This is a genomic window from Massilia sp. SYSU DXS3249 (assembly GCF_053668055.1).
Genome location: NZ_JBSIPX010000007.1, coordinates 156834 through 181983, shown reverse-complemented (window position 1 = coordinate 181983; position 25150 = coordinate 156834). Strand labels below are relative to the sequence as shown.

Below are 25150 nucleotides of genomic sequence, written 5' to 3'. Positions count from 1 at the left end.
ACTTCCCAATGATCGACGCATTCATCTGCGACGCCATCCGCACCCCCTTCGGCCGCTACGGCGGCGCGCTTGCCTCCGTGCGCGCCGACGACCTGGCCGCGCTGCCGATCGCCGCGCTCATCGAGCGCAACAAGGGCGTCGACTGGTCCATGGTCGACGACCTGTACTGGGGCTGCGCCAACCAGGCGGGCGAGGACAACCGCAACGTCGGGCATATGGCAGGATTGCTCGCCGGGCTGCCGCCTGAAGTCCCGGGCAATACCATCAACCGCCTGTGCGGCTCGAGCCTGGACGCGGTGGGCCTCGCCGGTCGCGCGATCCGCGCCGGCGAAGCGAACCTGATCATCGCCGGCGGCTCGGAGAGCATGACGCGCGCGCCTTTCGTGATGGGCAAGGCCGATTCCGCCTTCTCGCGCGCGGCAAAAATTGAGGACACGACCATTGGCTGGCGCTTCGTCAACCCGCTGATGAAGGCGAAGTACGGCATCGACTCGATGCCGGAGACGGCGGAAAACGTGGCGCGCGATTTCCATGTCGCCCGCGCCGACCAGGACGCCTTCGCCATCCGCAGCCAGCAGCGCTGGGCGCGCGCGCATGCCGCCGGCGTCTTCAAGGACGAACTCGTGGGCGTCACCCTGCACTCGAAGAAGGGCGAGTCGCGCGTGTTCGACACCGACGAGCATCCGCGCCCGGACACCACCATCGAGGCGCTGGCCAAGCTGAAAGGCGTGGTCACGCCCGACGGCAGCGTCACCGCCGGTAACGCCTCGGGCGTGAACGACGGCGCCTGCGCGCTGCTGATCGCCTCCGCCTCGGCCGCCGACCGCTTCGGCCTCACGCCGAAAGCGCGCATCGTCGGCATGGCGACTGCCGGCCTCGCGCCGCGTATCATGGGCTTCGGCCCATCGCCGGCGACGAAGAAAGTGCTGGCGCAGACGGGGCTGACCATCGGCCAGATGGACGTGATCGAGCTGAACGAAGCCTTCGCCGCACAAGGCCTGGCCGTGATGCGCGACCTCGGTCTTCCCGACGACGCCGGGCACGTGAACCCGAACGGCGGCGCGATTGCGCTGGGCCACCCGCTGGGCGCATCCGGTGCGCGCCTGGTGACCACCGCCGTGTACCAGCTGCAGCGCACGGGCGGGCGCTACGCCCTGTGCACGATGTGCATCGGCGTCGGCCAGGGCATCGCCCTGATCATCGAAAGGGTCTAAGCGTGGTCAAAGTCTACGAAATCGACGGCGTGCGCCCGGTGGTGCACCCGACTAGCTACGTGCACCCGACGGCGGTGCTGATCGGCGACGTCATCGTCGGCCCGCGCTGCTACATCGGCCCGCTGGCCTCGCTGCGCGGCGACTTCGGCCGCCTGGTGCTGGAAGAGGGCGCCAACGTGCAGGACAGCTGCGTGATGCACGGCTTCGAGGACGGCGAGACCGTGATCGAAGTCGACGGCCACATCGGCCACGGCGCCGTGCTGCACGGCTGCCGCGTGGGCCGCAATGCGATGGTCGGCATGAACGCGGTGGTCATGGACGGCGCCGTCGTCGGAGAAGAATCCATCGTCGCCGCAATGAGCTTCGTGAAGGCCGGCATGGTGATCCCGCCGCGCAGCATGGTGATGGGCACTCCTGCCAAGGTGATGCGCGCACTGACCGACGAAGACGTCAAGTGGAAGAGCTTCGGCACGAAGCAGTACCACCAGCTCACCACGCGTTCCCTGAACACGATGCGCGAAGTCGAGGCCTACACCGAGATCGAACCCAACCGCCCCGCTTTCGACTTCAGCGGCACCGGCGGCCACGCACCCAAAAAGTAGGGTGGGCACGTAATTGAAGCCACTGGCTTCAATTACCCCACGCGGTACACCTTTCGCACACCCTGCGCACACAATTCCTGAGGAGACAAACATGGCAAACACCCTGCAAAGCTGGATCGGCGGCCGCTGGATCGGCCAGGAAGCCCACACCCCCCTGCACAGCGCCCTCGACGGCCAGCTGGTCTACCACACCCACGGCGAAAAGATCGACTTCGACGAAGCCGTCACCTATGCCCGCAAGACGGGCGTCCCCGGCCTGATGAAGCTCGACTTCCAGACCCGCGCCCAGCGCCTGAAAGCCCTGGCCCTGTACCTGATGGACCGGAAGGAAGAGCTGTACGAGATCTCGCACCTGACCGGCGCCACCCGCGCCGACAGCTGGGTCGACGTCGAAGGCGGCATCGGCACCCTGTTCGCCTACGCCAGCATGGGCGGGCGCGAGCTGCCCTCGTCAAACGTGCTGCACGAAGGCCCGGCGATCGCCCTGGGCAAGCGCGGCGGCTTCGCCGGCACCCACATCCTGGTGCCGCGCGGCGGCCTGGCCGTGCACATCAACGCCTTCAACTTCCCGATCTGGGGCCTGCTCGAAAAATTCGCGCCCAGCTTCCTGGCCGCCATGCCCTGCATCGGCAAGCCGGCCACCGCGACCAGCTACCTGACCCACGCCGTGGTCAAGATGATGCATGAATCCGGCCTGCTGCCGGACGGCGCGCTGCAGCTCGTCATCGGCTCGACCGGCGACCTGCTGGACCGGCTGACCGGTTTCGATGCGGTCACCTTCACCGGCTCGGCCGACACCGCCGCCAAACTGCGCGCCAATCCCAACCTGATCCGCGAATCCGTCCCGTTCACCGCAGAAGCGGACTCGCTCAACTGCGCGATCCTGGCGCCGGACGTGACCCCGGACGATCCGGAGTTCGACCTGTTCGTCAAGGAAGTGGCGCGCGAGATGACCGGCAAGGCCGGCCAGAAGTGCACGGCGATCCGCCGCGTCATCGTGCCCGAGCAGCACGTCGATGCGCTGGGCGAGCGCCTGCGCGACCGTCTGTCGAAGATCGTCGTCGGCAATCCGAAGATGGAAGGCGTGCGCATGGGTGCGCTGGCCTCGATGGACCAGCACCGCGACGTGTCGGAACGGGTCGAAATGCTCGCGCGCGGCAACGAGGTGATCTTCGGCGCCCACCACGGCTTCAACCCGGTCGGGGAGGGTTGCGCCAGCGGCGCCTTCTTCTCGCCGACCCTGCTCCTGTGCCGCAACGCGGCCATCAACACGGCCGTGCACGACATCGAAGCCTTCGGCCCGGTCAGCACGATGATGACCTACCGCGACATCGACGAGGCCCTGCACCTGGCGGCGCTCGGCCGCGGCAGCCTGGTCACCACGCTGGCAACGAAAGACCCGGCGATCGCCGCGCATGCGGTGCCGGTTGCCGCCGCTTCGCACGGTCGCGTGCACATCCTCGACCGCGAGTCGGCGGTCGATTCGACCGGCCACGGCTCGCCGCTGCCGCAGCTGAAGCACGGCGGTCCGGGACGCGCCGGCGGCGGCGAAGAGCTGGGCGGCATCCGCGCGGTGAAGCACTTCCTGCAGCGCGCGGCGGTGCAGGGCTCGCCGACGATGCTCACTGCCGTGACGGGAGAGTATGTGCGCGGCGGCGCCGTGAAGGAATCGGAGATCCACCCGTTCCGCCGCCACTTCGAAGACCTGGAAGTGGGCCACTCGCTGCTGACCCACCGCCGCACGGTGAGCGAAGCGGACATCGTCAATTTCGGCGGCGTCTCGGGCGACTACTTCTACATGCACTTCGACGAGATCGCGGCCAAGGACACCCAGTTCGGCAAGCGCATCGCCCACGGCTACTTCGTGCTGTCGGCGGCGGCCGGCCTGTTCGTCTCGCCGGCGCCGGGCCCGGTGCTGGCCAACTACGGCCTGGACAACCTGCGCTTCGTCGCCCCGGTGGCGATCGGCGACACCATCCGCGCCCGCCTCACCTGCAAGCGCAAGGTCGACCGCAACCGCACCGACGAGCAAGGGCGCGGGCAGGGCGTGGTGGCGTGGGACGTGCAGGTGACGAACCAGAACGACGAGCTGGTGGCCAGCTACGACATCCTGACGCTGGTGCAGAAGCGGGCCTGAGGGAAGAGAAAAACGCCGGGGTCAGACCTGATCCCGGCGTTCGGCGTTCTGGAATGCGGCCAGCCCGGCCAGTTCGGCATGAGACAGTCTGCCTGCCGGGTCTCTCTTCGCAACGACTGCCAGGCAGCGCTGGCGGGAAGGCGCTGCCCGGATTACGGCTGAGGATCGGCCAGCACGTACGGGCTGGCTCCCTCAGCGCGCAGTGCGGCGTTGCGCACAGGGCGGGTCCGGACGTGTTCCGGACACTTCTGCAGAGCTTTATCCATCGCGTCGCCCGGTGAACTTGACAGCAGCAGTACGCCCGGTGCCGGCAGGGGCATGCCGAAGATATTCTTGCCCGTGGCTGCGCTGATCTTCAAGGTGCCGAGATACGCCACTTCGCCTTCCGATACGGAAAAGGGCAAGTCGAAGTGGTGTTCCTTCTTCATCGAATACCCGCTGCCGCCACCGGCGAAATTGTAGAAGTCATAGGCATACACACTGTACCGGCCGGCTGGCAGTGGAACGCAAAAATAGATCCCTTTGTCCTGCCTGTCCATGCGCGTGTAGTCGGGCACGGTGTCCTTGCCGAAGACGCTTCCATGAACGAATTCGAATTCAGAATCGAAGTCCTTGTCCTCCACATTGCGGTAATGGGTGGAAATCGCATTGAAGGCCTGGCGGCAACGGTCTTTCGCCGGCTCGCAGCCGACCGCATAGGCACCGATGATGTATGCGCGCTTTTCTTCAGGAATCGCTGCGACGCGCTGGGCGCGCTGCTCGGCCATGTTGCTGCATGCGCTGAGCAATAAAACGCCGGCCAGCGCCGGCGCAAACAGTTGGATATGCATGGATGGTCGTTCCGTGTAGGAATGGCAGGACGCCGCCAGTTGGTCGTTGTGCGCCGTCGAACATCCAGGCGGCGACGCGACCATGGTAGCGCACTGCTTTCAAATTTGCCAACTTTTTCGAAGGTGCATCTTCGTGATTTTCGACATGAGGTTGTTCAACACGGTGGGTCGATAACAGGCTAGCCACCCATCACCGGCATGAAAAGCCGAGCGTGTTGTCAGGCGACCCGATCTCGCCTTGCTGCCCCACTTCATGCGGGACGCAAAACCTGTTGCCTTACCCGCGCACATTCATTGATGCGGCACAACAGCCTGCGCCATACGATGCGCGAAAGCCCAAGGCGTGCATAATGAAGGCTAGGCTTCACCCCTTCATTTGTCTCACTTGCCATTGGAGCGTGTATGTCGCGGTTAGACCTGAGCAGTATCCCCGTATTGACTGGAACCGGTTATCCAGAACCCTTCGCCGAGATGGTGAATGGGCGCAGCCGGCAGGCGCTGGGCGAGGCGGGCGGCCTGAGCCAGTTCGGCGTCAACCTGGTCGAATTGAAACCGGGCGCGGCCTCGTCGCAGCGGCACTGGCATACCCACGAGGACGAGTTCGTCATGGTCGTGTCCGGCGAGCTGACGCTCGTCACCGACGAGGGCGAGACCCTGATGCGCGCCGGCGACTGCGCGGCCTTTCCCGCTGGCCGGCCGAACGGTCACCACCTGGTCAACCGCAGCTGGGGCAATGCGCTGTTCCTGGCGGTCGGCCCGAACGTGCCCGAGGACCGCGCCACCTATCCGGACATCGACCTGATGTACGACGGCGCTACCGGCAGCTACACGCACAAGGACGGCACGCCCTATCCGAAGCGCGGCAACCCGGCCACGCCTGTGGGCAGTCCCGGCGTCGAGGAGCACACGATCGGGCAGCGCGTCTACCGCACCGATCCGCATCCCGAAGACCGCGGCTGAGCTCCCACGAGCGCAAGCCTAGTCGAGCTTGCGCTCGTAGCGGTCGCGAATCACTTGGCTGATGAAAGTCGACAGCCCGCTGCCGAGTGTGGCCAGGCGCTGCATCTCGGCGATGTTGTCGGCGCCGGCGCTCTGGTCGGTGTAGAGGTAGCGGTCGCCCCCCGTAAAACGCACCGTGATCGAGCGGTCGCCGATCTCGTAGGCGAGCACGCCCGATTCGCCGCTCAGGTTTTTGTAGCGTTGCATCGCATTCCCCGTGTGATGGTCTTGTCCGGAGTCTAGCGGGGCAGGGCGACGGCGTCGGTGGGCGTCTTAACTGTGCGCAGGCGCTCAGGACGCTTCGCTGCGGATGCCGTGTTTCTCGATCCGGTAGCGCATGGCATCGCGCGACAGGCCGAGCAGTTTGGCCGCCTGCGTGATGTTCCATTCGGATTTCCCCAGTGCGGCCAGCAGGTACTGGCGTTCCATGTCTTCCAGGTTGAGCATGGAATCGGTTCCCGCTGCGATCGGGCGGGCAGGTCGAATATGGCTGGCCGGCGCAACCGGCAGGAGCAGATCGTCGCGGGTGACCGCGTCCTGGCGGGCCATCAGGGTGATCTGCTCGAGCATGTTCTGGAGCTCGCGGACATTGCCCGGCCAGTGCCATGCGCGTAGCGCCTGCTCGGCGTCGGTGGAGAGGAACAGCTGCCGCTTGCGGTAACGGGCGCCGTGCATGGCCAGGAAGGCCTTGGCGAGCAGGAGGATGTCGCCGGCCCGCTCGCGCAAGGGCGGTACCGGCAGGCACACCGTTTTCAGGCGGTAATACAGGTCCGAGCGGAATGTACCGTCGAGGACGCGGCGCTGCAGGTCCTGGTTGGTGGCCGCGATGACCCGGAAATTGATGCGCTGCTCGCGCAGGCCGCCCAGGCGGCGCACCTTCTTTTCTTCCAGGACTTTCAGCAGCTTGGTCTGCACGCCCAGTTCGAGCTCGCCGATTTCGTCCAGGAACAAGGTGCCGCCCTCGGCAGCTTCGATCAAGCCGTATTTGCGTTCGCGCGCATCGGTGAAGGCGCCGCGCTCGTAGCCGAACAGCTCTGCTTCGAGCATGTGCGGCGGGATGGAGGCGCAATTGATTTCAATAAAAGGCTGGGCTTTGCGCGGCCCGCCGAAGTGCACCGCCCGCGCGACCAGTTCCTTGCCGGTGCCGGTTTCGCCGGTAATCAGGACGGCCGGCAAATCGTCATCCATCAGCGCATATTCGGCTTCCGCCAGGCGCCGGATGCTGTCCTTGAGCGCCACCATCGGCGCCGATTCGCCCAGCAGGTGCCGCAATTCGCTTTTACTGGCTTGCTGGGCCTGCATGTAGTTCAGGGTTTTCTCGACGCGCTCCTGGCCCAGCGCGCGGTCGACCAGCAACTTGAGTTCGCTGAGCACGACCGGTTTCACCAAGTAATCGAAGGCCCCCAGTTTCATTGCCTGGACCGCGACCTCGACGGTGGCGTTACCGGTGATCATGATGACCTTGATGAGGGGAATCCGCCTGCGCAGCTGCGCGAGGACGTCCAGGCCGTTCATCTTCGGCAGGTGGTAGTCGAGCACCACGACGTCCGGCAGGAAGGCGTCGAGCCGCTCGATGCCTTCCTCGCCCGAGTGCACGGCGACGGCTTCGTAGTCATGGCGCTCGAGGTAGGCCTTGATGTTTTTTGCCAAAACCAGTTCGTCCTCGATGATCAGGATGGCGCTCGTCATGGCTCAGGCAGTCAGGAAGGCGAGGGTGATGACGGTGCCCTTGCCGCGGGTGCTTTCGATATGCACCCGCCCGCCGAAGCGTTTGACGATGCGCCGCACCAGCGTCAGGCCCACGCCCAGCCCTGTCGATTTGGTCGTGAAGAAGGGCTGGTAGATTTTCCTCATGTCGTCCGGGTCGATGCCGGTTCCGGAATCGCTGATCCGGATGCCGACTTCGCGCTGGCCCGGGTCGCTGTTGCCGGTAATGCGGATCGTTCCGCCATCGGGCGGCATCGCCTGGAGCGCATTGCAGATGACGTTGTTCAGGACCTGCACCAGCAGCGGTGCGTTGGCCTGGATTTTCGGGAGCCCCGTCGGCAAGGACAGCTCGATGGCGACTTGCCGGCGTTTCGTTTCGCGTGCGAGGCCGCTGATGCACTCCTGGATCAGCGGCTGCGGGTCGACCGCTTCCTTGCGATAGTCGGGAAGCTCGGCATAGGTCAGCAGTTCGCGGATCCAGCGGTCGATGCGGTGGACTTCCGAGATGATGTCGGTGGCCTGCTCGGGCCCCACCGCGCCGGGCGCGTCATGCCACAGCTCGGCCGACGAGCGGATCGACGCCAGCGGATTGCGGATGCCATGGGCGACCGCGGACGCCATTTCGCCCAGCGCCCCCATGGTTTCCGACTCGATCAGGCGCTCCTGCTGCGAACGGATCAGCTGGTCGGCGCGCCGCACGATCCAGAACAGAACGAGGTATAAAAACAGGCCGATGCCGATCGAGATTGTCCACGTCAAGGCCGTGCCGGCGTCGATCGCCTGGGAGAGGGCGGTGGGAATCCGGTACACCTCGACGACGCCGAGGACCTCGTTGGTGCCGATCTCGCGCATCGGAACGTACATTTCCACGAAACGCATGCGCGACTTACCGAGATGAAAGTGCTCGGCTTTCGCTACGCCCTCGTCGCGGACGACGCCGCTTTCGATTTCCAGGTGGCCTTTCAGGGCCTCGCTCAGTTCCGGGTTGTCGCCGTACTTCTTTCCCTGGCCGAGGCGGTTCTCGCTGGACCACAGCAGGGTCGCATCCGGGCCATACACATTGGTGCGCGCGACGTCCGGCAGCGAGGCCACGTGCTTGAGGAAGGACATCAGCCCCTGGCTCGCTTCCGGGTGGTCCAGGGCATAACCCTTGCCCAGTTCGGTTTCGACGACGCTCTGCACGAAATCCCGGGTCAGTTCGGCATCGCGCTGCAGTAGGCGCTGGGTCAGGAAGCGCGACATCAGGGCGGCCGAGACCACCGAGGCCAGGCAGATCGCGATCAGGCTCAACAACAGGAATCGACGCATGAGGTCGAACTGGCTGTCGGCGACGGCATGGGTGCGATTCACGATGATCAATTCCTGCAAGGATGAACCAGCGGGTTGATGTCAGGCGGGCCGGCAGGCGTGGAAAGCTGGCGGGCACATCGCGTCCATTCATCTTACGCCCGGCCGCTGCGCTCTCCCATGCTTTTGTTATGCGTTTTGCATTAATGCGACACCCTGGACGCGTGCCGGGCTGGACGAGCAAGGGTGGGGGATTACGCCCAGTGGGTGGGGGAAATGGCCCGTATTCCGGTCACGAGGCAGGCCGACGCCCCGGCGCTGGGCGAAGTCATGCATGGCACAGGGATTGCTGATGTCCATCACTGTCCCATTGCAAAAAGGTGAGACCGCTGCCCCTCAACATTGACCAGGAGACCCACATGAATTCCACGCAAGTCGATTTCAATCCTTCCGCCATCCCCTCACCCACACGGCACGCCGTCGCGCGCGGGGCCGGGTGCGTTCTGATTGCCCTGCTGCTGACGGCAGGCCTCGCCGGCCAGGCCCGTGCCGCGTCTACCGAAGGCTGCGAAGGCGGCGGCTTTACCGTGCTCGGCCTGCGTGGCGCGCAGGAGCGCACCATCGCCGCCAATGCGCTCGGAGCGGGCGACGTCATTGCCGTGCGCGGGAAATACGTCCAGTTCGATATCGACAAGAAAACCTTTGGTGTCCTGAACTACACCCTGACCGGTGCGCCGAATCCGCGCGACATCACAGGCGGGCGACCCACGCCCGTCTTCGCGAGCAAGATGCCGGATCACCGCGGACTCGTCCTGACGAGCGGCGTCGAACTCCAGCTGGAAGGGGAGGCGATGGCGATCCTGCGCGAAGGGCCGGGGCTGACGATGAAGGTGCAGGCCAAGGATTGCGCACAGGGCGGGGTGTTCCAGATGGAGCCCGAGCGTGCCGACCAGACCGCGACCCTGTTTACCCACGTGCTGGCACCGGAAGCGTTTTATTTCGATAACGGCAACTTCCGCCAGCGCGAAGGCGACGTCGTCCCGTACAAGGACACGACCATCGTCGTTCCCTCACGCGTTAATTTCGCAAACAGCTTCTCGCGCAAATTCGTCGGACGCGACAGCTCCCAGGTGGCCGAGCGGCTCGACGAGCCTACTTGCGTCAACCAGATCCGTACGCGCACCGGGGCAACGGACACTGTCCTCCATTGCGGCAGGGTGTCGAGGTGGATGGTCGCCAGCGGAGGGCGGATGGGGCAGGTGATGGGCGAGGATGCCGTCGAGGTCGCCCCGCCGGCCACCGTCTGCGTCAGGAAGTGCCGGGCACAGAACCGGGTCCGGGGCCGCGCCGTGGTGCTCGGCTTCCCGTTCCCGGTCCCGCTCGATCAGCGCCTGAAGCCGCCTTTCCCCTCGCCTTTCCACTGGCCTTTCCCCTGAAAGAGAATGTGGACGGCCGCGCCGTACGGCCGTCCATGCCGCTCAGGCCCTTCCCATTACAGGAGCCAAACATGCGTGACCTGATCTCGACGGCAATCCTCAACAGCCAGGTACATGGCCATGCGAATGGCCAGACCCGCTGGCACGTCACCTTCGTCAACAACGAAACACGGACCGGTTCGATCGAGAAGCTGGGGCCCGCGTACGTCCTCTACGGCGACCAGGCCTCGATTTATTTCTGCGCCAGCCAGGTCATCTACCTGATGATCGCGACAACCGAGCCGGGCAGCAGCAGCAACGTGCGCCAGCTCCTGAACAGCTGAAGGAGAAGTGGCGTCAGCCCTTGAGCTGCCCGCGCACCCGCTCGATCGCCTTGCGCACCTGGTTCGGCGCGGTGCCGCCCACGTGGTCGCGCGCGGCAACGGAACCTTCCAGCGTCAGCACCGCGAACACGTCGTCCTCGATCAGGGGCGAAAACTCGCGCAGGCGCTCGATCGACATTTCCGACAGGTCGCATTGGGCGTCGTCGCAGGCGCGTACCGCATGGGCGACCGCTTCGTGCGCATCGCGGAAGGGCAGGCCCTTCTTGACCAGGTAGTCGGCCAGATCCGTGGCCGTCGCATAGCCCTGCAGGGCGGCGGCGCGCATGTTCTCGGGTTTCACCGTGATACCGCCGGCCATGTCCGTGAAAATGCGCAGCGTGTCGAGCACGGTGTCGACGGTGTCGAACAGCGGTTCCTTGTCTTCCTGGTTGTCCTTGTTGTAAGCCAGCGGCTGGCCTTTCATCAGGGTCAGCAGGGCGGACAGGTGGCCGTACACGCGGCCGGTCTTGCCGCGCGCCAGTTCCGGCACGTCCGGGTTTTTCTTTTGCGGCATGATCGACGAGCCGGTGCAGAAGCGGTCGGCGATGTCGATGAAGCCCACGCGCGGGCTCATCCACATGACCAGCTCTTCCGACATGCGCGACACGTGCATCATGATGAGCGAGGCGGCGGCCGTGAATTCGATCGCGAAATCGCGGTCCGAGACGGCGTCGAGCGAGTTGTGGCAGACGTCCTCGAAGCCCAGGGTCTTCGCCACGCGCAGGCGGTCGATCGGGAAGGTGGTGCCGGCCAGGGCGGCGGCGCCCAGCGGCAGGCGGTTCACGCGGCGGCGCGCATCGAGCATGCGCTCGGCATCGCGCCCGAACATTTCCACGTAAGCCAGCATGTGATGGCCGAAGGTGATCGGCTGCGCCACCTGCAGGTGGGTGAAGCCCGGCATGATCGTATCGTAGTTACGCTCGGCCAGGTCGGTCAGCGCGCCGCGCAGGCGGTTCAGCAGCTCGACCACGTCGTCGATCGCGGCGCGCACGTACAGGCGGATGTCGGTGGCGACCTGGTCGTTGCGCGAGCGGCCCGTGTGCAGGCGTTTGCCCGCATCGCCGACCAGCTCGGTCAGGCGCTTTTCGATATTCAGGTGCACGTCTTCCAGGTCGAGCAGCCATTCGAAGCTGCCGGCCTCGATCTCGGCGCGGATCTGCGCCATGCCGCGTTCGATCTCGCTGCGGTCCTGGGCGCTGATGATGCCTTGCGCGGCCAGCATCTCGGCATGCGCCAGCGAGCCTTCGATGTCGAACATGGCCAGGCGCTTGTCGAAGAACACGGAGGCGGTGTAGCGTTTGACGAGATCCGACACGGGTTCGGAGAAGCGCGCCGACCAGGCTTCGGCTTTTTTGGAGAATTGTTCGGTCATGGTGGGTTCCGGTTGATTTACTCGATTATAAACCGCCAACTTGCGAGCCCGCCGGAGGCCCAGGCAGATGACAAGGGCGCCAAAATCACCGATTATTCGTTTGATAACGTATCCAATGAGGGAGAAAAAGATGAAACGATGGATGAAGCTGGGCGTCGCCATGGCAATCGCCGCTGGCAGCGCCGCCGCGCCGGCGCAGCCCCAGGCACAACTCGCCCCGGCCCAGCCGGCAACGGTGAAGGAGGCCGACGGCGCCTCGGTCGACACCATCGTCGCCGCCCTGTACGACGTGATCTCCGGCCCGGCCGGCGCGCCGCGCAACTGGAACCGCATGCGCGCCCTGTTCGCGCCCGACGCGAAGCTGATGGTGATCCTGCCGCGCCCGGAAGGCGGCTTCGGCCTGCGCGCGATGACGGTCGAGGACTACATCAGCCGCAACATGAGCGCCTTCAACACGAGCGGCTTCTACGAGCGCGAAATCGCGCGCACCACCGAATCCTTCGGCCAGCTGGCGCAGGTGTTCAGTACCTACGAGCTGCTGCGCTCGCCCAACGACGCCAAACCCTTCATGCGCGGCATCAACAGCATCCAGCTGGCCCACGACGGCAAGCGCTGGTGGATCGCCAACCTCGTCTGGCGCGCCGAGGACAGCGGACTGGCGCTGCCGGAACGCTACTTGCTGGGACGCCAGCCGGCGCCGGCGCAGCAGTCGCAGCAGTCGCAATAGTCCGCAGTGGTCCGCAGTGGTCTATGGCATGGCGGCAATCGAATCTTATCGATTATGCAAACGGCGCTAGAATTGGTTTTTCGCCAGACGAACGCCGGATGAGCAGGCCATGACTACCAACGACTCCAGTTTCCAGGTCAGCACCGACCAGGCAAGGCTCGATATCCCGATGATCTACCGCTTCCTCAGCGAGCAGTCGAGCTGGGCGGTGGGGATCTCGCAGCCGCTGGTCGAACGGGCTATCGAGAATTCGCTGTGCTTCGGCGGCTACCTGGACGGCCGCCAGATCGCGTTTGCCCGCGTGGTCACCGATTTCGCCACCTATGCCCACCTGGCCGACCTGTTCGTGGTGCCGGAATACCGCGGCCACGGCTACGGCAAGCAGCTCGTCGCCGCCGTCCTGCGCCACCCCAGCCTGCAGCGCCTGCGCCGCATCACGGTGGCCACCAACGATGCGCAAGGGTTGTATGAACGCTTCGGTTTCACCTCGTTAGCCAAGCCGGAAACGCTGATGGAGCGTTACTTTCCGAACATTTATCTCTCCTGAGAAACCTCAACACTGCGCCTCCCGACTCGAATCAGGCTTAGGATTTGCGTTCGAGAGGAGGTCGTATGTGGCCTGCATCTACATCCATTGCCAGCTCAGTTACTCGCTCAGTTACTCGCTCAGTTACTCGTTCTGTTGCGCTTGCCGTTTCCCTGCTGGGCACCGTCCCGGCGCAGGCCGCCGAGCTGCCGGCCTCGAAAGGGTCGCTCGTCATCATCGGCGGTGCGCTGCGCCCGGATAACGCCGCCGTCTGGGAGCGCATCGTCGCGCTCGCCGGCGGGCACGGCGCCCGCATCGCGGTGTTCGCCTCGGCCTCGGCCAATCCCGAGAAAGCCGGCAGCGCCCTCGTCGAACGGCTCGGCAAATATGGCGCGAAACCCTTCTTCGTCCCGGTCGCGGTGCGCCTGACCGGCACCGACTACCAGGCGGCGGCCGACGATCCCGAGATTGCCGCCTCCGTGCGCGCGGCCGGCGGCGCCTATTTCGCCGGCGGCGACCAGGCCCGCATCACGCGCGCCCTGCGCCGTCCCGACGGCAGCAACACCCTGGTGCTCGACGCCCTCTGGGACCTGTACCGGCGCGGCGGCGTCATCGCCGGCAGCAGCGCCGGCGCGGCCATCATGAGCAGCACCATGTTCGGGCACCCGAAGCCGGTGCTGGCGACCCTGAAGCTGGGCCTGACCGACGGCCAGGAAATCACGCACGGCCTCGGCTTCATCGGCAACGACGTCTTCATCGACCAGCACCTGCTGGTGCGCGGGCGCTTCGCGCGCATGCTGCCGGCCATGCTGCAGAAAGGCTACAAACTCGGCCTGGGCATCGACGAGAACACGGCGATGATCGTCGGCCCCAACCGCGACGTGGAGGTGGTCGGCTACAAGGGCGCGCTGGTGGTCGACTTATCAAGTGCCAAGGCGCAGCAGGGCGCTTTCAACGTCAGCAACGTCAAACTGAGCTACCTCGACAACGGCGACCGCTTCAACATCGCCAGCCACACGTTCACGCCGGCGCCGGACAAGGCCGACGGCCGGCTCGACCCCGCGCGGCCCTATTACCGAGAGCCGCTGTTCTCGGCCGACATCCTCGGCAACAGCACGGTGGTCGACCTGATGGGCAAACTCATCGACAGCGACCAGGCGGATGCGATCGGCCTGACCCTCGACAGCGCCCACGGCGTGCAGCCCGAACTCGGCTTCGAATTCCGCTTCTCGCGCACCGGCGAGAGCGTCGGCTACATGTCGGCCACGACCGAAGCCTATTCGGTGTACAACGTGCGGCTCGACATCCGGCCGATTGTGGTCAAACGGCCGTTGTACCAGTACAAATAATCACAGACAGCGCGGCCGGATTTCCTCGCGCAGCAGTGTGCCCTGGGCCTCGACCATCGGCAGGTTCGGGTCGTGGCCGGCGCGCGGCACCAGCGCCAGTTTTTTGACCGGCGCCTTGATCGCATTGAAGTAGCGCTGGGTCACTTCGGGCGTCGTCACGAGGTCCTGCATGCCCTGCACCAGGTAGACCGGCAAGTTGAAATCCGTGCCGAGCTTGTACAGGTCGATAGTGTGGAACATGCCGTCATTCTGCATGCCGACGAACTGCAGGAACGAATAGTCTTCGCCCGCCTCGTAGTCGGCTTGCGCCTGGGGTGTCGCGTAGAGCGCGCCAGGCACCATCCAGGCTTTCGGCATCGGGTGTGTGCTCATCGCCTCGTACTTGCGCGTGGCGCGGCGTTCGATGCCGAAGGAGCGCGGATTGGTCCATGGCGGCGGACCCAGTGCTTCGATCCTGGTCACCGTTTCCGTATCGCCCGCCGCGCGCGCCAATGCGATGAGTTTGTCGTGCCCATCCGTGTTTTCGCGCTGGGCCACCATCTGCGCCGTGCCGAGGTAGGCGCAAAACAGCGCCGGCTGCGCCTTGGCCATGTGCACGGCCAGCGCCGAGCCCCAGGAGCCGCCCATCAGGATCAGCTTGCGTTTGCCGAGGCGCGCGGCGACGTGGCGTGCGACTGCCAGGCCGTCGTCGCGCAGTTGGTCGACGCTGAGCTTCTCGTCCTCGCCGGGCCGGTTGCGGCCATAGGTCATGCCGGCGCCGCGTTGGTCCCAGTGAACGATCGTGAAGTCCTTCCGCCAGCCCGCCTCGGGCCCGTTGGCGTAGAGGCTCTGCGGATTGCCGGGGCCACCGTGCACAATCAGGATCACCGGGTTGTCGCAACGCTCGCCGCGCATGCTGACCCACTGCTCGATGCCGTTGATGCGGACAAAACCGTCTTCATGCACGCGCTGCGCCGGCGCGGGGCAGGCCGGCGCGGCCGCCAGGGAGGAGAGGGGGAGCGCCAGCAGGGCGCCGGTAAGCAAACTGAGCAGGATTTTCATCCGGACTCCGATCCTTGTCAATAAGCAATCATGCGGCTCGCCAAGGGGCGGCGTCAATCACAATCGGATATGCACGGCTGCACCACGGCACGATGGCAGGATTACAATGCCGGGATTCGATTTCCCGAGGACATTCCATGCTTCGATTCCTTTCGCGCCTGCTGGCTGCCGCCTCCCTGCTCGCTACCGGACTGGCCCACGCCGCCCCGGCGCCCGCCACCGTCCGCGTCGACTACACCCACAGCGGCAATGCGCTGACCGACACCTACGCACTCGAGCAGGTGCTGATCGAACCGCTCCCCTGGCCGGGCGATACGGCGAAAAACATGGACAACACCAGCCGCGGCCAGAACCGGGTCGAGGTGGTGGATGCGAAGACGGGCGATGTGCTGTATTCGCGCGGCTTCTCGACCGTCTTCGGCGAGTGGCGCACGACGGAAGAGGCAAACCGGATGAGCCGCAGTTTCCAGGAAACCGTGCGTTTCCCGAAGCCGGACCGCCCGGTGCGCGTGCGCATCCTCAAGCGCGACGAACGCAATGCCTTTTCGGTGGCCTGGAGCGTGGCGATCGATACCGACGCGCCCGAAGTGGTGAGGAAGCAGCCGCCGGCGCCCGCCAAACCCATCCCGATACACGTCGGCGGGCCGTCGCCGCAAAAGGTCGACCTGCTGATCCTCGGCGACGGCTACACGCAGGCCGAGATGAAGAAATTCGAACAGGATGCGCGCCGCCTGTCGAAGCACCTGTTTACGGTGTCGCCCTTCAAGGAGCGCGCGAACGATTTCAATGTCTGGGCGCTGGCCGTGCCGACCCAGGAGTCGGGCGTGTCGCGTCCCTCGACCGGCGTGCACAAGGCTTCGCCGCTGGGCACCCGCTACGACATTTTTGGGAGCGAGCGCTATGTGCTGACGCTGGATAACCGGGCGCTGCGCGACATCGCCCAGCACGCGCCCTACGAGTTCATCGAAATCCTGGTGAACAACGAGACCTATGGCGGCGGCGGCATCTTCGGGCAGTTCAGCACGGCGGCGGCGAGCAACGAGTGGGCCGACTACCTGTTCGTGCACGAGTTCGGCCACCATTTCGCCGGCCTGGCCGACGAGTACTACACCTCGCCAGTAGCGTATGCCGCCAGCAGCACGCGCATGGAGCCGTGGGAGCCGAACGTCACCGCGCTGCGCGACCCGGCCCGGCTGAAATGGAAGCAGCACGTCAAGGCGGGCACACCGCTGCCGACGCCGTGGCCGAAGGCGACCTACGAGGAGGAATCTCGTGCCTACCAGAAGCGGCGCGCCGCGCTGCGCGCACAGAACCGTCCCGAGAGCGAGATGAACGCGCTGTTCAGGGAAGACCTGGCGCGTACCAAAGCCCTGTTTGCGAAAGAGCCGCACCGCCATGCGATCGGCGCCTTCGAGGGCGCGAACTACGAGGCCAGCGGCTACTACCGCCCGGCCATGCAGTGCCTGATGTTCGACCGCAGCGAGGCCTTCTGCCCGGTGTGCCGGGACGGCGTCAGCGAAATCATCGACCTGTATGCGGGGCCGGCAGGCCGATGAGGACGCTAATGTAACTCTTGTAACGGCAATCCGGTCTGTGGTCTGGCGAACAGACCCCTATGCAGGGCGGGCGATATTCTGGGCTCGACACTTAGCAAAAAGTTAATGCGCGGGCAGAGACCCGCAGCCCACCATCGTTTAGAGAGGACACGCCATGAACAAACTGCTCGCCACCCTGATCGCCGGTTTCGTCGCCACCAGCGCCTACGCACAAGTCGCCACCACCACGACCACCACGACCGCGGCCCCAGCCGCCGGCATCACCCAGGCCACGACTGCGAACACCCGCATCACCCAGCCCGCGACCGCGACCACCACGGTCACCCAGGCCACGACCGGCAACACCGAAGCCATCGTGAAGGCCGAAGCGCGCGCCGAAGCTGATGTCGCCAAGGCCGAAGCGAAGGAAATGAAGGCGGCCGCCAAGGCCGACGAAAAAGCGGCCGAGGCCATCGCCGACGCCCAGGAAAAGAAAGCCAAGGCCCATGCCAAGGCCGTGAAGGCGCATGCCGACGCCACCGAGAAGGTCGGCAAGGCCGACCCGGAAGACCGCGCCAAGGCGATCGCCAAGGCCGAAGAAAAGGTGTCGGAAGCGAACCTGAAGGCCGAAAAGGCCATGATCAAGGCCGACGAAAAATCGCTCAAGGTACAGGTGGATGCCGCCGCCGACAAGGCGACCGCATCGGCCAAGACCGAGCAGGTGCGCGCCGAAGCGATGGCCGATGTGCACAAGGCGGCGGCCAAGAAGTAATTCGGTTGAAGGAAGCGAAAATGCCGGCGCGAGCCGGCATTTTTTATCGGTAGCGTTGACGGACACGTAGGGTGGACGGGTTTCCCGTCCACGCGTTCAACCGCAACATGCAAGTCGCGGATCGATGTTCAACCGTGCGTTGAACGCGTGGACGGCGAAGCCGTCCACCCTACGAAAACAACGATCACTCGCCCGTCGCCCGCATCGCCAGGTCCGTCGCCTTCAACTTCTGCGACAGCGGCTTGCCCTTGCGCGCGCGCTTGCCGAAGTGCGGTTCCAGGCCCGAGGCGTACAGCTCGACGGTGCGCGGCTTGGAGCCGGCCCAGGTGCCGATCACGTTCACGCCCTTCTGGCTGATCGGCTGCGCCGCCAGCAAGGTCTCCTTCGGATCGAGGTCGATCAGCGTCACGCCGCGCCCGCCGTTGGTCAGCACCTTCATCTCGTCGATGCCGAACACCAGCACCTTGCCGCTGCTCGAGAGGCAGGCCACCGCGCCGGCATGGTCGAGCACAACGCGCGGCGCCAGCGGAATGGCACCGGCGTCGAGCGTGATGAAGGACTTGCCGCCCTTCAGGCGGCTGACCATGTCGCCCGCCTTCGAGATGAAGCCGAAGCCGTTCGAGGCGGCCAGCAGCAGGCGCGTGTCGGCGTTGCCCGCGAAGTAGTGCAGCAGGCGTACCCCGCCCGACAGGTCGACCAGGGTCGTGATCGGCACGCCGTCGCCGCGGGCACCAGGCAGGGCCGCCACCGGCACCGAATAGGTCTTGCCGTTGTCGCCGATGCCGACCAGCGAATCGACCGTACGGCATTCGAAAACGCTGCCCAGCGAGTCGCCCGCCTTGAAGGTGAACTGGGCCGGGTCGTGGCCGATGCCGGTGCGCGCGCGCACCCAGCCTTTTTCGGAGATGATGACGGTGACCGGCTCGTCGATGATCTTCTGCTCGGCCGTGGCCTTTTGCGCTTCTTCGATCAGGGTACGGCGGGCGTCGCCGAACTGCTTGGCGTCGGCTTCGATTTCCCGGATGATCGTGCGCTTCATGGTCGACGGATTGGCCAGGATGTCTTCCAGCTTTTCCTTCTCGCCGCGCAGCTGGGCCAGCTCCTGCTCGATCTTGATCGCCTCCAGGCGTGCCAGCTGGCGCAGGCGGATCTCGAGGATGTCTTCGGCCTGGCGGTCCGACAGCCGGAACTCGTCCATCAGGGCCGCTTTCGGCTCGTCCGAATTGCGGATGATCGCGATCACCTTGTCGATGTTCAGCAGGACGATCTCGCGGCCTTCCAGGATGTGGATGCGGTCGTTGACCTTGCCCAGCCTGAATTCGGTACGGCGCCTGACGGTGGTGAAGCGATAATCGATCCACTCCTGGATGATCTCGTTCAGGCCCTTCTGGCGTGGGCGGCCATCGCCGCCGATCATCACCAGGTTGATCGGGGTCGAGGTCTCCAGCGAGGTGTGCGCCAGCAGCAGCAGCATGAACTCGTTCTGGTCCTGGTTCTTCGACTTCGGCTCGAACACCAGGCGTACCGCCGCCTCGCGACCGGACTCGTCGCGCATCGTGTCGAGCGAGTTGAGGATGGTTTGCTTGAGGGCGATCTGTTCCGGCGTGAGCGTCTTCTTGCCGAGCTTGACCTTCGGATTGGTCAGTTCTTCGATTTCCTGCTGCACGCGGGCAGCCGAGGTGCCAGGGGGCAGTTCGGTGACCACCGCCTGCCACTGGCCGCGCGCCAGTTCCTCGATCTTCCAGCGCGCGCGCACCTTGAGCGAACCGCGGCCGCTGGCGTACATGTCGGCGATCTGGGAAGCCGGGGTGATGATCTGGCCGCCGCCCGGGAAGTCCGGGCCCGGCATCATGGTGATCAGTTCGGCGTTCGAGATCTTGGGGTTGCGGATCATGGCGACCGCGGCGTCGGCCACTTCCCGCAGGTTGTGCGAGGGGATCTCGGTGGCCATGCCGACCGCGATACCGGAAGCGCCGTTGAGCAGCACCATCGGCAGGCGCGCCGGCAGCGTGCGCGGCTCGTTGGTCGAGCCGTCGTAGTTCGGCTGGAAGTCGACCGTGCCCATGTCGATCTCGTCGAGCAGCAGGCGCGAGATCGGGGTGAGTCTCGCTTCCGTGTAACGCATCGCCGCGGCGCCGTCGCCGTCGCGCGAGCCGAAGTTGCCCTGGCCGTCGATCAGCGGGTAGCGCAGGGAAAAGTCCTGGGCCATGCGCACCAGCGCGTCGTAGACCGACTGGTCGCCGTGCGGGTGGAGCTTGCCGAGCACGTCGCCGACCACGGCTGCGGACTTGCGCGGTTTCGCCGTCGGGCCGAGGCCCAGTTCGTTCATCGCGTACAGGATGCGGCGCTGCACCGGCTTCTGGCCGTCGGCCACGTCGGGCAGGGCGCGGCCCTTGACCACCGAGACGGCGTAGTCGAGGTAGGCGCGCTCGGCGAAGGTCGACAGGGTCAGCGTTTCGATGTCGTCGGCCGGCGCGCTAGCTTGTTCAAAGAGGCTTGCTTGGGTAGTCATATTCAGTGTGTTCGATTGTCTTGATGTTGTACCGCGTGTCGCGTAGGGTGCGCATTCATGCGCACGCGGTTTACGTGCGGTTCAACACCGCACACCCATCAAATATCCGCTTCGGTTTCGTTCCCGTGTTCCTCGATCCAGGCGCGGCGGGCGGCGGCTTCGCCTTTGCCCATCAACATGTTGAAGCGCGCGCTCGATTCGCTGTGGTCGAAGTCGCCGAGCGCCACCGGCAGCAGGCGGCGCGTGTCCGGGTTCATCGTGGTTTCCCAGAGCTGTTCGGCGTTCATCTCGCCCAGGCCCTTGAAGCGCGAGATGTTCCACGCGCCTTCCTTGAGGCCGTCCTTTTTCAGCTTGTCCTCGATCGCCAGCAGTTCGCCGTCGTCGAGCGCGTACAGCTTCTGCAGCGGCTTCTTGCCGCGCGGCGGGACGTCGACGCGGTACAGCGGCGGACGGGCGATGCAGATGTGGCCATGGCGGAACAGGGCAGGGAAGTGCTTGAAGAACAGGGTCAGCAGCAGTACCTGGATGTGCGAGCCGTCCACGTCCGCGTCCGACAGGATGCAGATCTTGCCGTAGCGCAGGCCGGTGAGGTCGGGCGAATCGCCCTGCGAGTGCGGGTCGACCCCGATCGCGACCGAAATGTCGTGGATCTCGTTGTTGGCGAACAGGCGGTCGCGGTCGGTTTCCCAGGTGTTCAAGACCTTGCCGCGCAGCGGCAGGATGGCCTGGTATTCCTTGTCGCGGCCCATTTTCGCGGAACCGCCCGCCGAGTCGCCCTCGACCAGGAACAGTTCGTTGCGGGTCAGGTCGGTCGATTCGCAGTCGGTCAGCTTGCCGGGCAATACGGCCACGCCCGAGGATTTTTTCTTCTCGACCTTTTGCAGCGAGCGCATGCGCGACTGCGCCTGCTTGATGACGAGATCGGCCAGCTTCTTGCCGTATTCGACGTGCTGGTTCAGCCACAGCTCGAGCGGCGGTTTGGTGAAGGTCGAGACGAGTTTCACGGCGTCGCGCGAGTTCAGGCGTTCCTTCGTCTGGCCCTGGAACTGCGGGTCCAGCACTTTTGCAGACAGCACGAAGGAAACGCGTGCGAACACGTCTTCCGGCAGCAGCTTGACGCCCTTCGGCAGCAGGCCGTGCAGCTCCACGAAACCTTTCACGGCGCCGTACAGGCCGTCGCGCAGGCCGGACTCATGCGAGCCGCCGCTGGGGGTCGGGATCAGGTTGACGTAGGACTCGCGCACGACGCCGCCTTCCTCGTTCCAGGCCACGACCCAGGCCGCGCCTTCGCCTTCGGCAAAGCTTTCGTCGCCGGCCGGCGCATAGGCGGCGCCTTCGAACAGCGGGATCAGGGTCTGGCCGCTGGAACTCGCGTTCAGGGCTTCCATCAGGTAGCCGCGCAGGCCTTCGTCGTAGCGCCAGGTCTGGACGTCGCCGGTCTTTTCGATGGTGAGCGTGACGGTCACGCCCGGCAGCAGCACGGCCTTCGAGCGCAGGAGGCGCTGCAGGTCGCCCATGGGGATGTTCGGCGAATCGAAGTATTTGCCGTCGGGCCAGGCGGTGACGCGGGTGCCGTTCTTCTTGCCGCCGCGCTCGAAGGGGCTTGAGGTCAGCGGCTCGACCACGTCGCCGTCCTCGAAGGCGAGGCGGTGGATGCCGTTGCCCTCGTCGTCCTTGCGCCACACCGTGATTTCGAGGCGCGTCGAGAGCGCGTTGGTGACGGACACGCCGACGCCGTGCAGGCCGCCCGAGAAGGCATAGGCGCCGCCCGAGCCCTTGTCGAACTTGCCGCCCGCGTGCAGGCGCGTGAACACGATCTCGACCGTGGAGACGCCTTCTTCCGGGTGGATGCCGACCGGGATGCCGCGGCCGTCGTCCTCGACCGTCACGGAGCCGTCGGCGTTGAGCGTGACGCCGATGTTCTTGCAGTGGCCGCCCAACGCTTCGTCGGAGGCGTTGTCGATCACTTCCTGGATGATGTGCAGCGGGTTTTCGGTCCGGGTATACATGCCCGGGCGCTGCTTCACGGGTTCGAGTCCCTTGAGGACACGGATGGATGATTCGCTGTAATCGGGTGCGGGTTTCTTGGTTGCCATGCTGATCAGGTTTTGTCGAATGCCTGCGCATTCTATCTTGTCGTGAGGAAAAAACAGGAATCGTGCTTTCGATTAAGCGCGGATTGTCCTTGTCAACGCGGAGAAACGTGACTAGATTGATACGCACGGTTGCTACCGCGTTGCCATCGCAGCTGTTATGCCGGGCGGCAGCCCTGGGAAACCGTCAAAAGAGGGCGTAGGCCGAGGATGATACTGTACATGCATACAGTTATTATCGCAAGGTTGGCGTTCCCGGCGTGATCCGAAGCACAACAGGAGGATGCTTCAGGTGGCGCGAACCGGGTGATCATCATGCATGCACAGAAAACTCCGACTGCCGTCCGCCTGCTCGGGTTCACGCCCGAAGACGGCGAACGCATGGCCGCGCTGCTGGCGCAGGCGCCGCGTTCGGGGCCGCTCTACGCCTGCCTGCATGACGACAGCCTGCAGGAACCCGACATCGTCCTGGCCGACGGCACCAGCCCAGCCGCCCTGGCCCAGCTGGACGGCATGCGCTGCGCGCCGCCGGCCCTGCTGGTGGGCGGCAGCGAGGGCGACGGCTACGCCCACGTGGTGCCGCCCGTCGATGCCTGGGTCCTGCACGAGGCGATGGCCAGGCTGCTGGTCGAACGCCAGCGCGCCCTGGCGCTGCTCTCCGCGCGCGGCGCGCCGCTGCTGGCCGAACGCCGCCGCTGCCCGCGCGTGGGCGGCGCGAACGCCGTCGACAATGCCTTGCGGCGCCAGCCGCCGCGGGACGGCAAGGTGCTGATCGTCGACAAGGGCGGGGCCTTCCGCGACCACCTTGCCGGGCTGCTGGGCGATCGCCGGCTGCCGGTGGCCTGGACCGACAGCGCGCCGATGGCGGTGCGCCTGTGCGACGAAACGCCGGTGTCGCTGGCCATGATCAATACTGCGGCGCCCAACATCGATCCCTATGCGCTGAGTTTCGCCATCAAGTCGCAGGAAGGGGCGGGACGCACGGCCGTGGTGCTGCTGGTCGGCAAGGCGTTTCCTTACGACAGCGAGCGGGCGCGCGATGCCCGCGTGCGGGGCCTGCTCGACAAGCCCGTGGCGGACCGCAGCCTCGTCGCCATGCTGCAGCGCCTCACCTGAAGGCACGCGTACACGATCATCATTTGTTACAACTTCGAATCGTGCGCGGCTATGGCAGGGCTATATTGAAGCCATGGCAGACGATCACCCAACGCAACGCGGCGAAGCGCCGGGCCCGCCAATGGAGCCGCGCGCCGACGCGCCGCAGCGCGTGCCCGACCGCCGCTCGGACGGGCAGGCGCGCTACAGCCGCCCGGGCGACAACCCATTCGCGCTGATTCGGCGTGTCCTGGCCTCACGCTGGCGCACGATGCGCGACCGTCTCCTGCGCCGCACCCTGCGCATCGGCGTCTCGGCGCGCATTTTTCATCCGGAACCCGGCTCCACCGGGCTGCGCAGCAAGAACCTGCAATACCTGGAAGAGTCGATCGCCCAGTGGGTGATGTCGCGCGACGTGCTGGTCTTCATGATCCCGACGGTGAACACGAACGGCTTGCTCCACCCGAGCAACATCACGCTGCGCCACTATGCGCGCCACCTCGACGGGCTGGTGCTGCAGGGCGGGGCGGACGTGTCGCCGCAAACCTATTCCGAAACGCCGACGCGCCCCGAATGGAGCGGCGACCGGGCGCGCGATTTGTACGAGCTGGAACTGCTGCACGAGTTCGTCGAGGCCGGCAAGCCGGTGCTGGGCGTGTGCCGCGGCTGCCAGCTGATCAACGTGGCCTTCGGCGGCACCCTGTACCAGGATGTGGCGACCAACGTGCCCGAGGCGCTGGCCCACGTCCACACCGACTACGACGCCCACCGCCACGCGATCGAATTCCCGCCGGGCTCCTCGCTGGGACGCATGTTCCCGCATGTGCAGCGGCCGATCGTCAATTCGATCCACCACCAAGCCGTCAAGGAGCTGGGGAAGGGCGTGCGGGTCGAGGCGATGTCGTATCCGGACGGGATCGTCGAAGCGATCCGCTACGAGCCGGCCGATTTCGTGATGGGCCTGCAGTGGCACCCGGAATTCCACCGCGCGGGTGGGGTCGACCTGCTCGACTGCACGCCGGTGCTGGACGAGTTTTTGCGCGCGGCCAGGGAGACCCGGCTGTAGGGCGCACGCTTGTAAAACCGCTTGCATCCCATCCGTCCCTTCCGCATAATGAATGAGAATCATTCTCATTCATGTGAAAGGGATCGCCATGCACCACCAGTTCGCCAATGAAGCGCCGTTGCCCGCGCCGGGCATGCCGCAACGGGACGCCGTCATGCTCGCTTCCCTGCTGCACCTGATGTCGCACTACACCGCGCGCGACGCCGATGAGCGCCCCTGCGTGCGCCTGGCCTCGGTCATCGAACGCCACCTGTGCGCGCTGGCGCGCCTGCCCGAGCTCGATCCGGTGCTGCGCGCGACTTGCGAGCAGCTATGTGAGAAGTGGGCGGGGCTGGTCGATGAAGGCATGCCGCGGCCGGTGAAGCGCAATTTCATCGAGCGCATCATGGGCGGCAGAATGGCGAACCCGGCTTAGCCACGAATGTAGGGTGGACTCCCGAGTCCACGCGTTTCATCGCACGCATACATGCGGCCTGGCTCACGGTGAC

22 protein-coding genes are annotated in these 25150 nt (G+C 65.5%); 14 read left to right on the top strand and 8 right to left on the bottom strand.

Annotated features, from left to right (window positions below; genetic code table 11):
* Positions 1-8 precede the first annotated feature (8 nt).
* The 3 genes from pcaF to paaZ all read left to right on the top strand — a co-directional run bounded on the left by pcaF (position 9) and on the right by paaZ (position 3953).
* Entirely contained in the window at positions 9-1214 is a 1206-nt protein-coding gene (gene pcaF, locus ACWCIA_RS10900) for a 3-oxoadipyl-CoA thiolase (RefSeq protein WP_454163176.1), read from the top strand.
* A 2-nt stretch (positions 1215-1216) separates the two neighbouring features.
* Positions 1217-1816, top strand: a complete 600-nt coding sequence (locus ACWCIA_RS10895) for a phenylacetic acid degradation protein PaaY (protein ID WP_454163175.1) — start codon at positions 1217-1219, stop codon at positions 1814-1816.
* 91 nt (positions 1817-1907) lie between these two features.
* Entirely contained in the window at positions 1908-3953 is a 2046-nt protein-coding gene (gene paaZ / locus ACWCIA_RS10890) for a phenylacetic acid degradation bifunctional protein PaaZ (RefSeq protein ID WP_454163173.1), read from the top strand.
* Between the two features lie 152 nt (positions 3954-4105).
* Here paaZ and ACWCIA_RS10885 read toward each other — a convergent pair whose 3' ends face one another.
* Complete coding sequence (locus ACWCIA_RS10885; RefSeq protein ID WP_454163172.1) at positions 4106-4783, bottom strand: hypothetical protein; 678 nt, start codon at positions 4781-4783, stop codon at positions 4106-4108.
* A 402-nt stretch (positions 4784-5185) separates the two neighbouring features.
* Here ACWCIA_RS10885 and ACWCIA_RS10880 point away from each other — a divergent pair, with 402 nt between their 5' ends.
* A complete protein-coding gene (locus ACWCIA_RS10880) occupies positions 5186-5743 on the top strand; it encodes a cupin domain-containing protein (RefSeq protein WP_454163171.1) in 558 nt (185 codons plus the stop codon).
* An 18-nt stretch (positions 5744-5761) separates the two neighbouring features.
* Here the strand turns inward: ACWCIA_RS10880 and ACWCIA_RS10875 are convergent, their stop codons facing one another.
* The 3 genes from ACWCIA_RS10875 to ACWCIA_RS10865 all read right to left on the bottom strand — a co-directional run bounded on the left by ACWCIA_RS10875 (position 5762) and on the right by ACWCIA_RS10865 (position 8839).
* Positions 5762-5989, bottom strand: coding sequence for a hypothetical protein (locus tag ACWCIA_RS10875; RefSeq protein ID WP_454163169.1), 228 nt, complete (start codon positions 5987-5989; stop codon positions 5762-5764).
* A gap of 84 nt (positions 5990-6073) precedes the next feature.
* On the bottom strand, positions 6074-7471 hold the full coding sequence (locus ACWCIA_RS10870) for a sigma-54-dependent transcriptional regulator (protein ID WP_454163167.1): 1398 nt from the start codon (positions 7469-7471) through the stop codon (positions 6074-6076).
* 3 nt (positions 7472-7474) lie between these two features.
* Positions 7475-8839, bottom strand: a complete 1365-nt coding sequence (locus ACWCIA_RS10865) for a sensor histidine kinase (RefSeq protein WP_454163165.1) — start codon at positions 8837-8839, stop codon at positions 7475-7477.
* A gap of 356 nt (positions 8840-9195) precedes the next feature.
* Here ACWCIA_RS10865 and ACWCIA_RS10860 point away from each other — a divergent pair, with 356 nt between their 5' ends.
* Positions 9196-10212: a hypothetical protein gene (locus ACWCIA_RS10860; RefSeq protein ID WP_454163163.1), complete on the top strand. Its 1017-nt coding sequence runs from the start codon at positions 9196-9198 to the stop codon at positions 10210-10212.
* Positions 10213-10283: 71 nt separating this feature from the next.
* The gene (locus tag ACWCIA_RS10855; RefSeq protein WP_454163162.1) at positions 10284-10535 is read left to right on the top strand and encodes a hypothetical protein; all 252 of its coding nucleotides are present in this window, start codon (positions 10284-10286) and stop codon (positions 10533-10535) included.
* A gap of 13 nt (positions 10536-10548) precedes the next feature.
* On the opposite strand, the gene argH is transcribed toward ACWCIA_RS10855, so the two are convergent.
* On the bottom strand, positions 10549-11946 hold the full coding sequence (gene argH, locus ACWCIA_RS10850) for an argininosuccinate lyase (RefSeq protein WP_454163160.1): 1398 nt from the start codon (positions 11944-11946) through the stop codon (positions 10549-10551).
* Positions 11947-12076: 130 nt separating this feature from the next.
* On the opposite strand from argH, the gene ACWCIA_RS10845 reads away from it, so the two are divergent.
* The 3 genes from ACWCIA_RS10845 to ACWCIA_RS10835 all read left to right on the top strand — a co-directional run bounded on the left by ACWCIA_RS10845 (position 12077) and on the right by ACWCIA_RS10835 (position 14548).
* Complete coding sequence (locus tag ACWCIA_RS10845) at positions 12077-12673, top strand: hypothetical protein (protein WP_454163158.1); 597 nt, start codon at positions 12077-12079, stop codon at positions 12671-12673.
* A 109-nt stretch (positions 12674-12782) separates the two neighbouring features.
* Positions 12783-13220, top strand: coding sequence for a GNAT family N-acetyltransferase (locus ACWCIA_RS10840; RefSeq protein WP_454163156.1), 438 nt, complete (start codon positions 12783-12785; stop codon positions 13218-13220).
* Between the two features lie 65 nt (positions 13221-13285).
* Positions 13286-14548, top strand: coding sequence for a cyanophycinase (locus tag ACWCIA_RS10835; protein ID WP_454163154.1), 1263 nt, complete (start codon positions 13286-13288; stop codon positions 14546-14548).
* Here ACWCIA_RS10835 and ACWCIA_RS10830 read toward each other — a convergent pair whose 3' ends face one another.
* On the bottom strand, positions 14549-15589 hold the full coding sequence (locus ACWCIA_RS10830; RefSeq protein ID WP_454163152.1) for an alpha/beta fold hydrolase: 1041 nt from the start codon (positions 15587-15589) through the stop codon (positions 14549-14551).
* 137 nt (positions 15590-15726) lie between these two features.
* Here ACWCIA_RS10830 and ACWCIA_RS10825 point away from each other — a divergent pair, with 137 nt between their 5' ends.
* Together ACWCIA_RS10825 and ACWCIA_RS10820 are read left to right on the top strand one after the other, a co-directional pair.
* Positions 15727-17145, top strand: a complete 1419-nt coding sequence (locus ACWCIA_RS10825) for a M64 family metallopeptidase (protein WP_454163151.1) — start codon at positions 15727-15729, stop codon at positions 17143-17145.
* Between the two features lie 154 nt (positions 17146-17299).
* Positions 17300-17896 carry a hypothetical protein gene (locus tag ACWCIA_RS10820; protein ID WP_454163149.1) on the top strand — a complete coding sequence of 199 codons (597 nt, stop codon included), beginning with the start codon at positions 17300-17302 and terminating at the stop codon, positions 17894-17896.
* 184 nt (positions 17897-18080) lie between these two features.
* On the opposite strand, the gene parC is transcribed toward ACWCIA_RS10820, so the two are convergent.
* Both parC and ACWCIA_RS10810 read right to left on the bottom strand, forming a co-directional pair.
* Positions 18081-20408, bottom strand: coding sequence for a DNA topoisomerase IV subunit A (gene parC, locus ACWCIA_RS10815; protein WP_454163147.1), 2328 nt, complete (start codon positions 20406-20408; stop codon positions 18081-18083).
* Between the two features lie 98 nt (positions 20409-20506).
* Entirely contained in the window at positions 20507-22504 is a 1998-nt protein-coding gene (locus tag ACWCIA_RS10810) for a DNA topoisomerase IV subunit B (protein ID WP_454163145.1), read from the bottom strand.
* A 312-nt stretch (positions 22505-22816) separates the two neighbouring features.
* On the opposite strand from ACWCIA_RS10810, the gene ACWCIA_RS10805 reads away from it, so the two are divergent.
* The 3 genes from ACWCIA_RS10805 to ACWCIA_RS10795 all read left to right on the top strand — a co-directional run bounded on the left by ACWCIA_RS10805 (position 22817) and on the right by ACWCIA_RS10795 (position 25077).
* Positions 22817-23617, top strand: a complete 801-nt coding sequence (locus tag ACWCIA_RS10805; protein WP_454163143.1) for a response regulator — start codon at positions 22817-22819, stop codon at positions 23615-23617.
* A gap of 73 nt (positions 23618-23690) precedes the next feature.
* On the top strand, positions 23691-24662 hold the full coding sequence (locus ACWCIA_RS10800; protein ID WP_454163141.1) for a gamma-glutamyl-gamma-aminobutyrate hydrolase family protein: 972 nt from the start codon (positions 23691-23693) through the stop codon (positions 24660-24662).
* Positions 24663-24714: 52 nt separating this feature from the next.
* Positions 24715-25077 carry a hypothetical protein gene (locus ACWCIA_RS10795; protein ID WP_454163139.1) on the top strand — a complete coding sequence of 121 codons (363 nt, stop codon included), beginning with the start codon at positions 24715-24717 and terminating at the stop codon, positions 25075-25077.
* Positions 25078-25150: the final 73 nt, after the last annotated feature.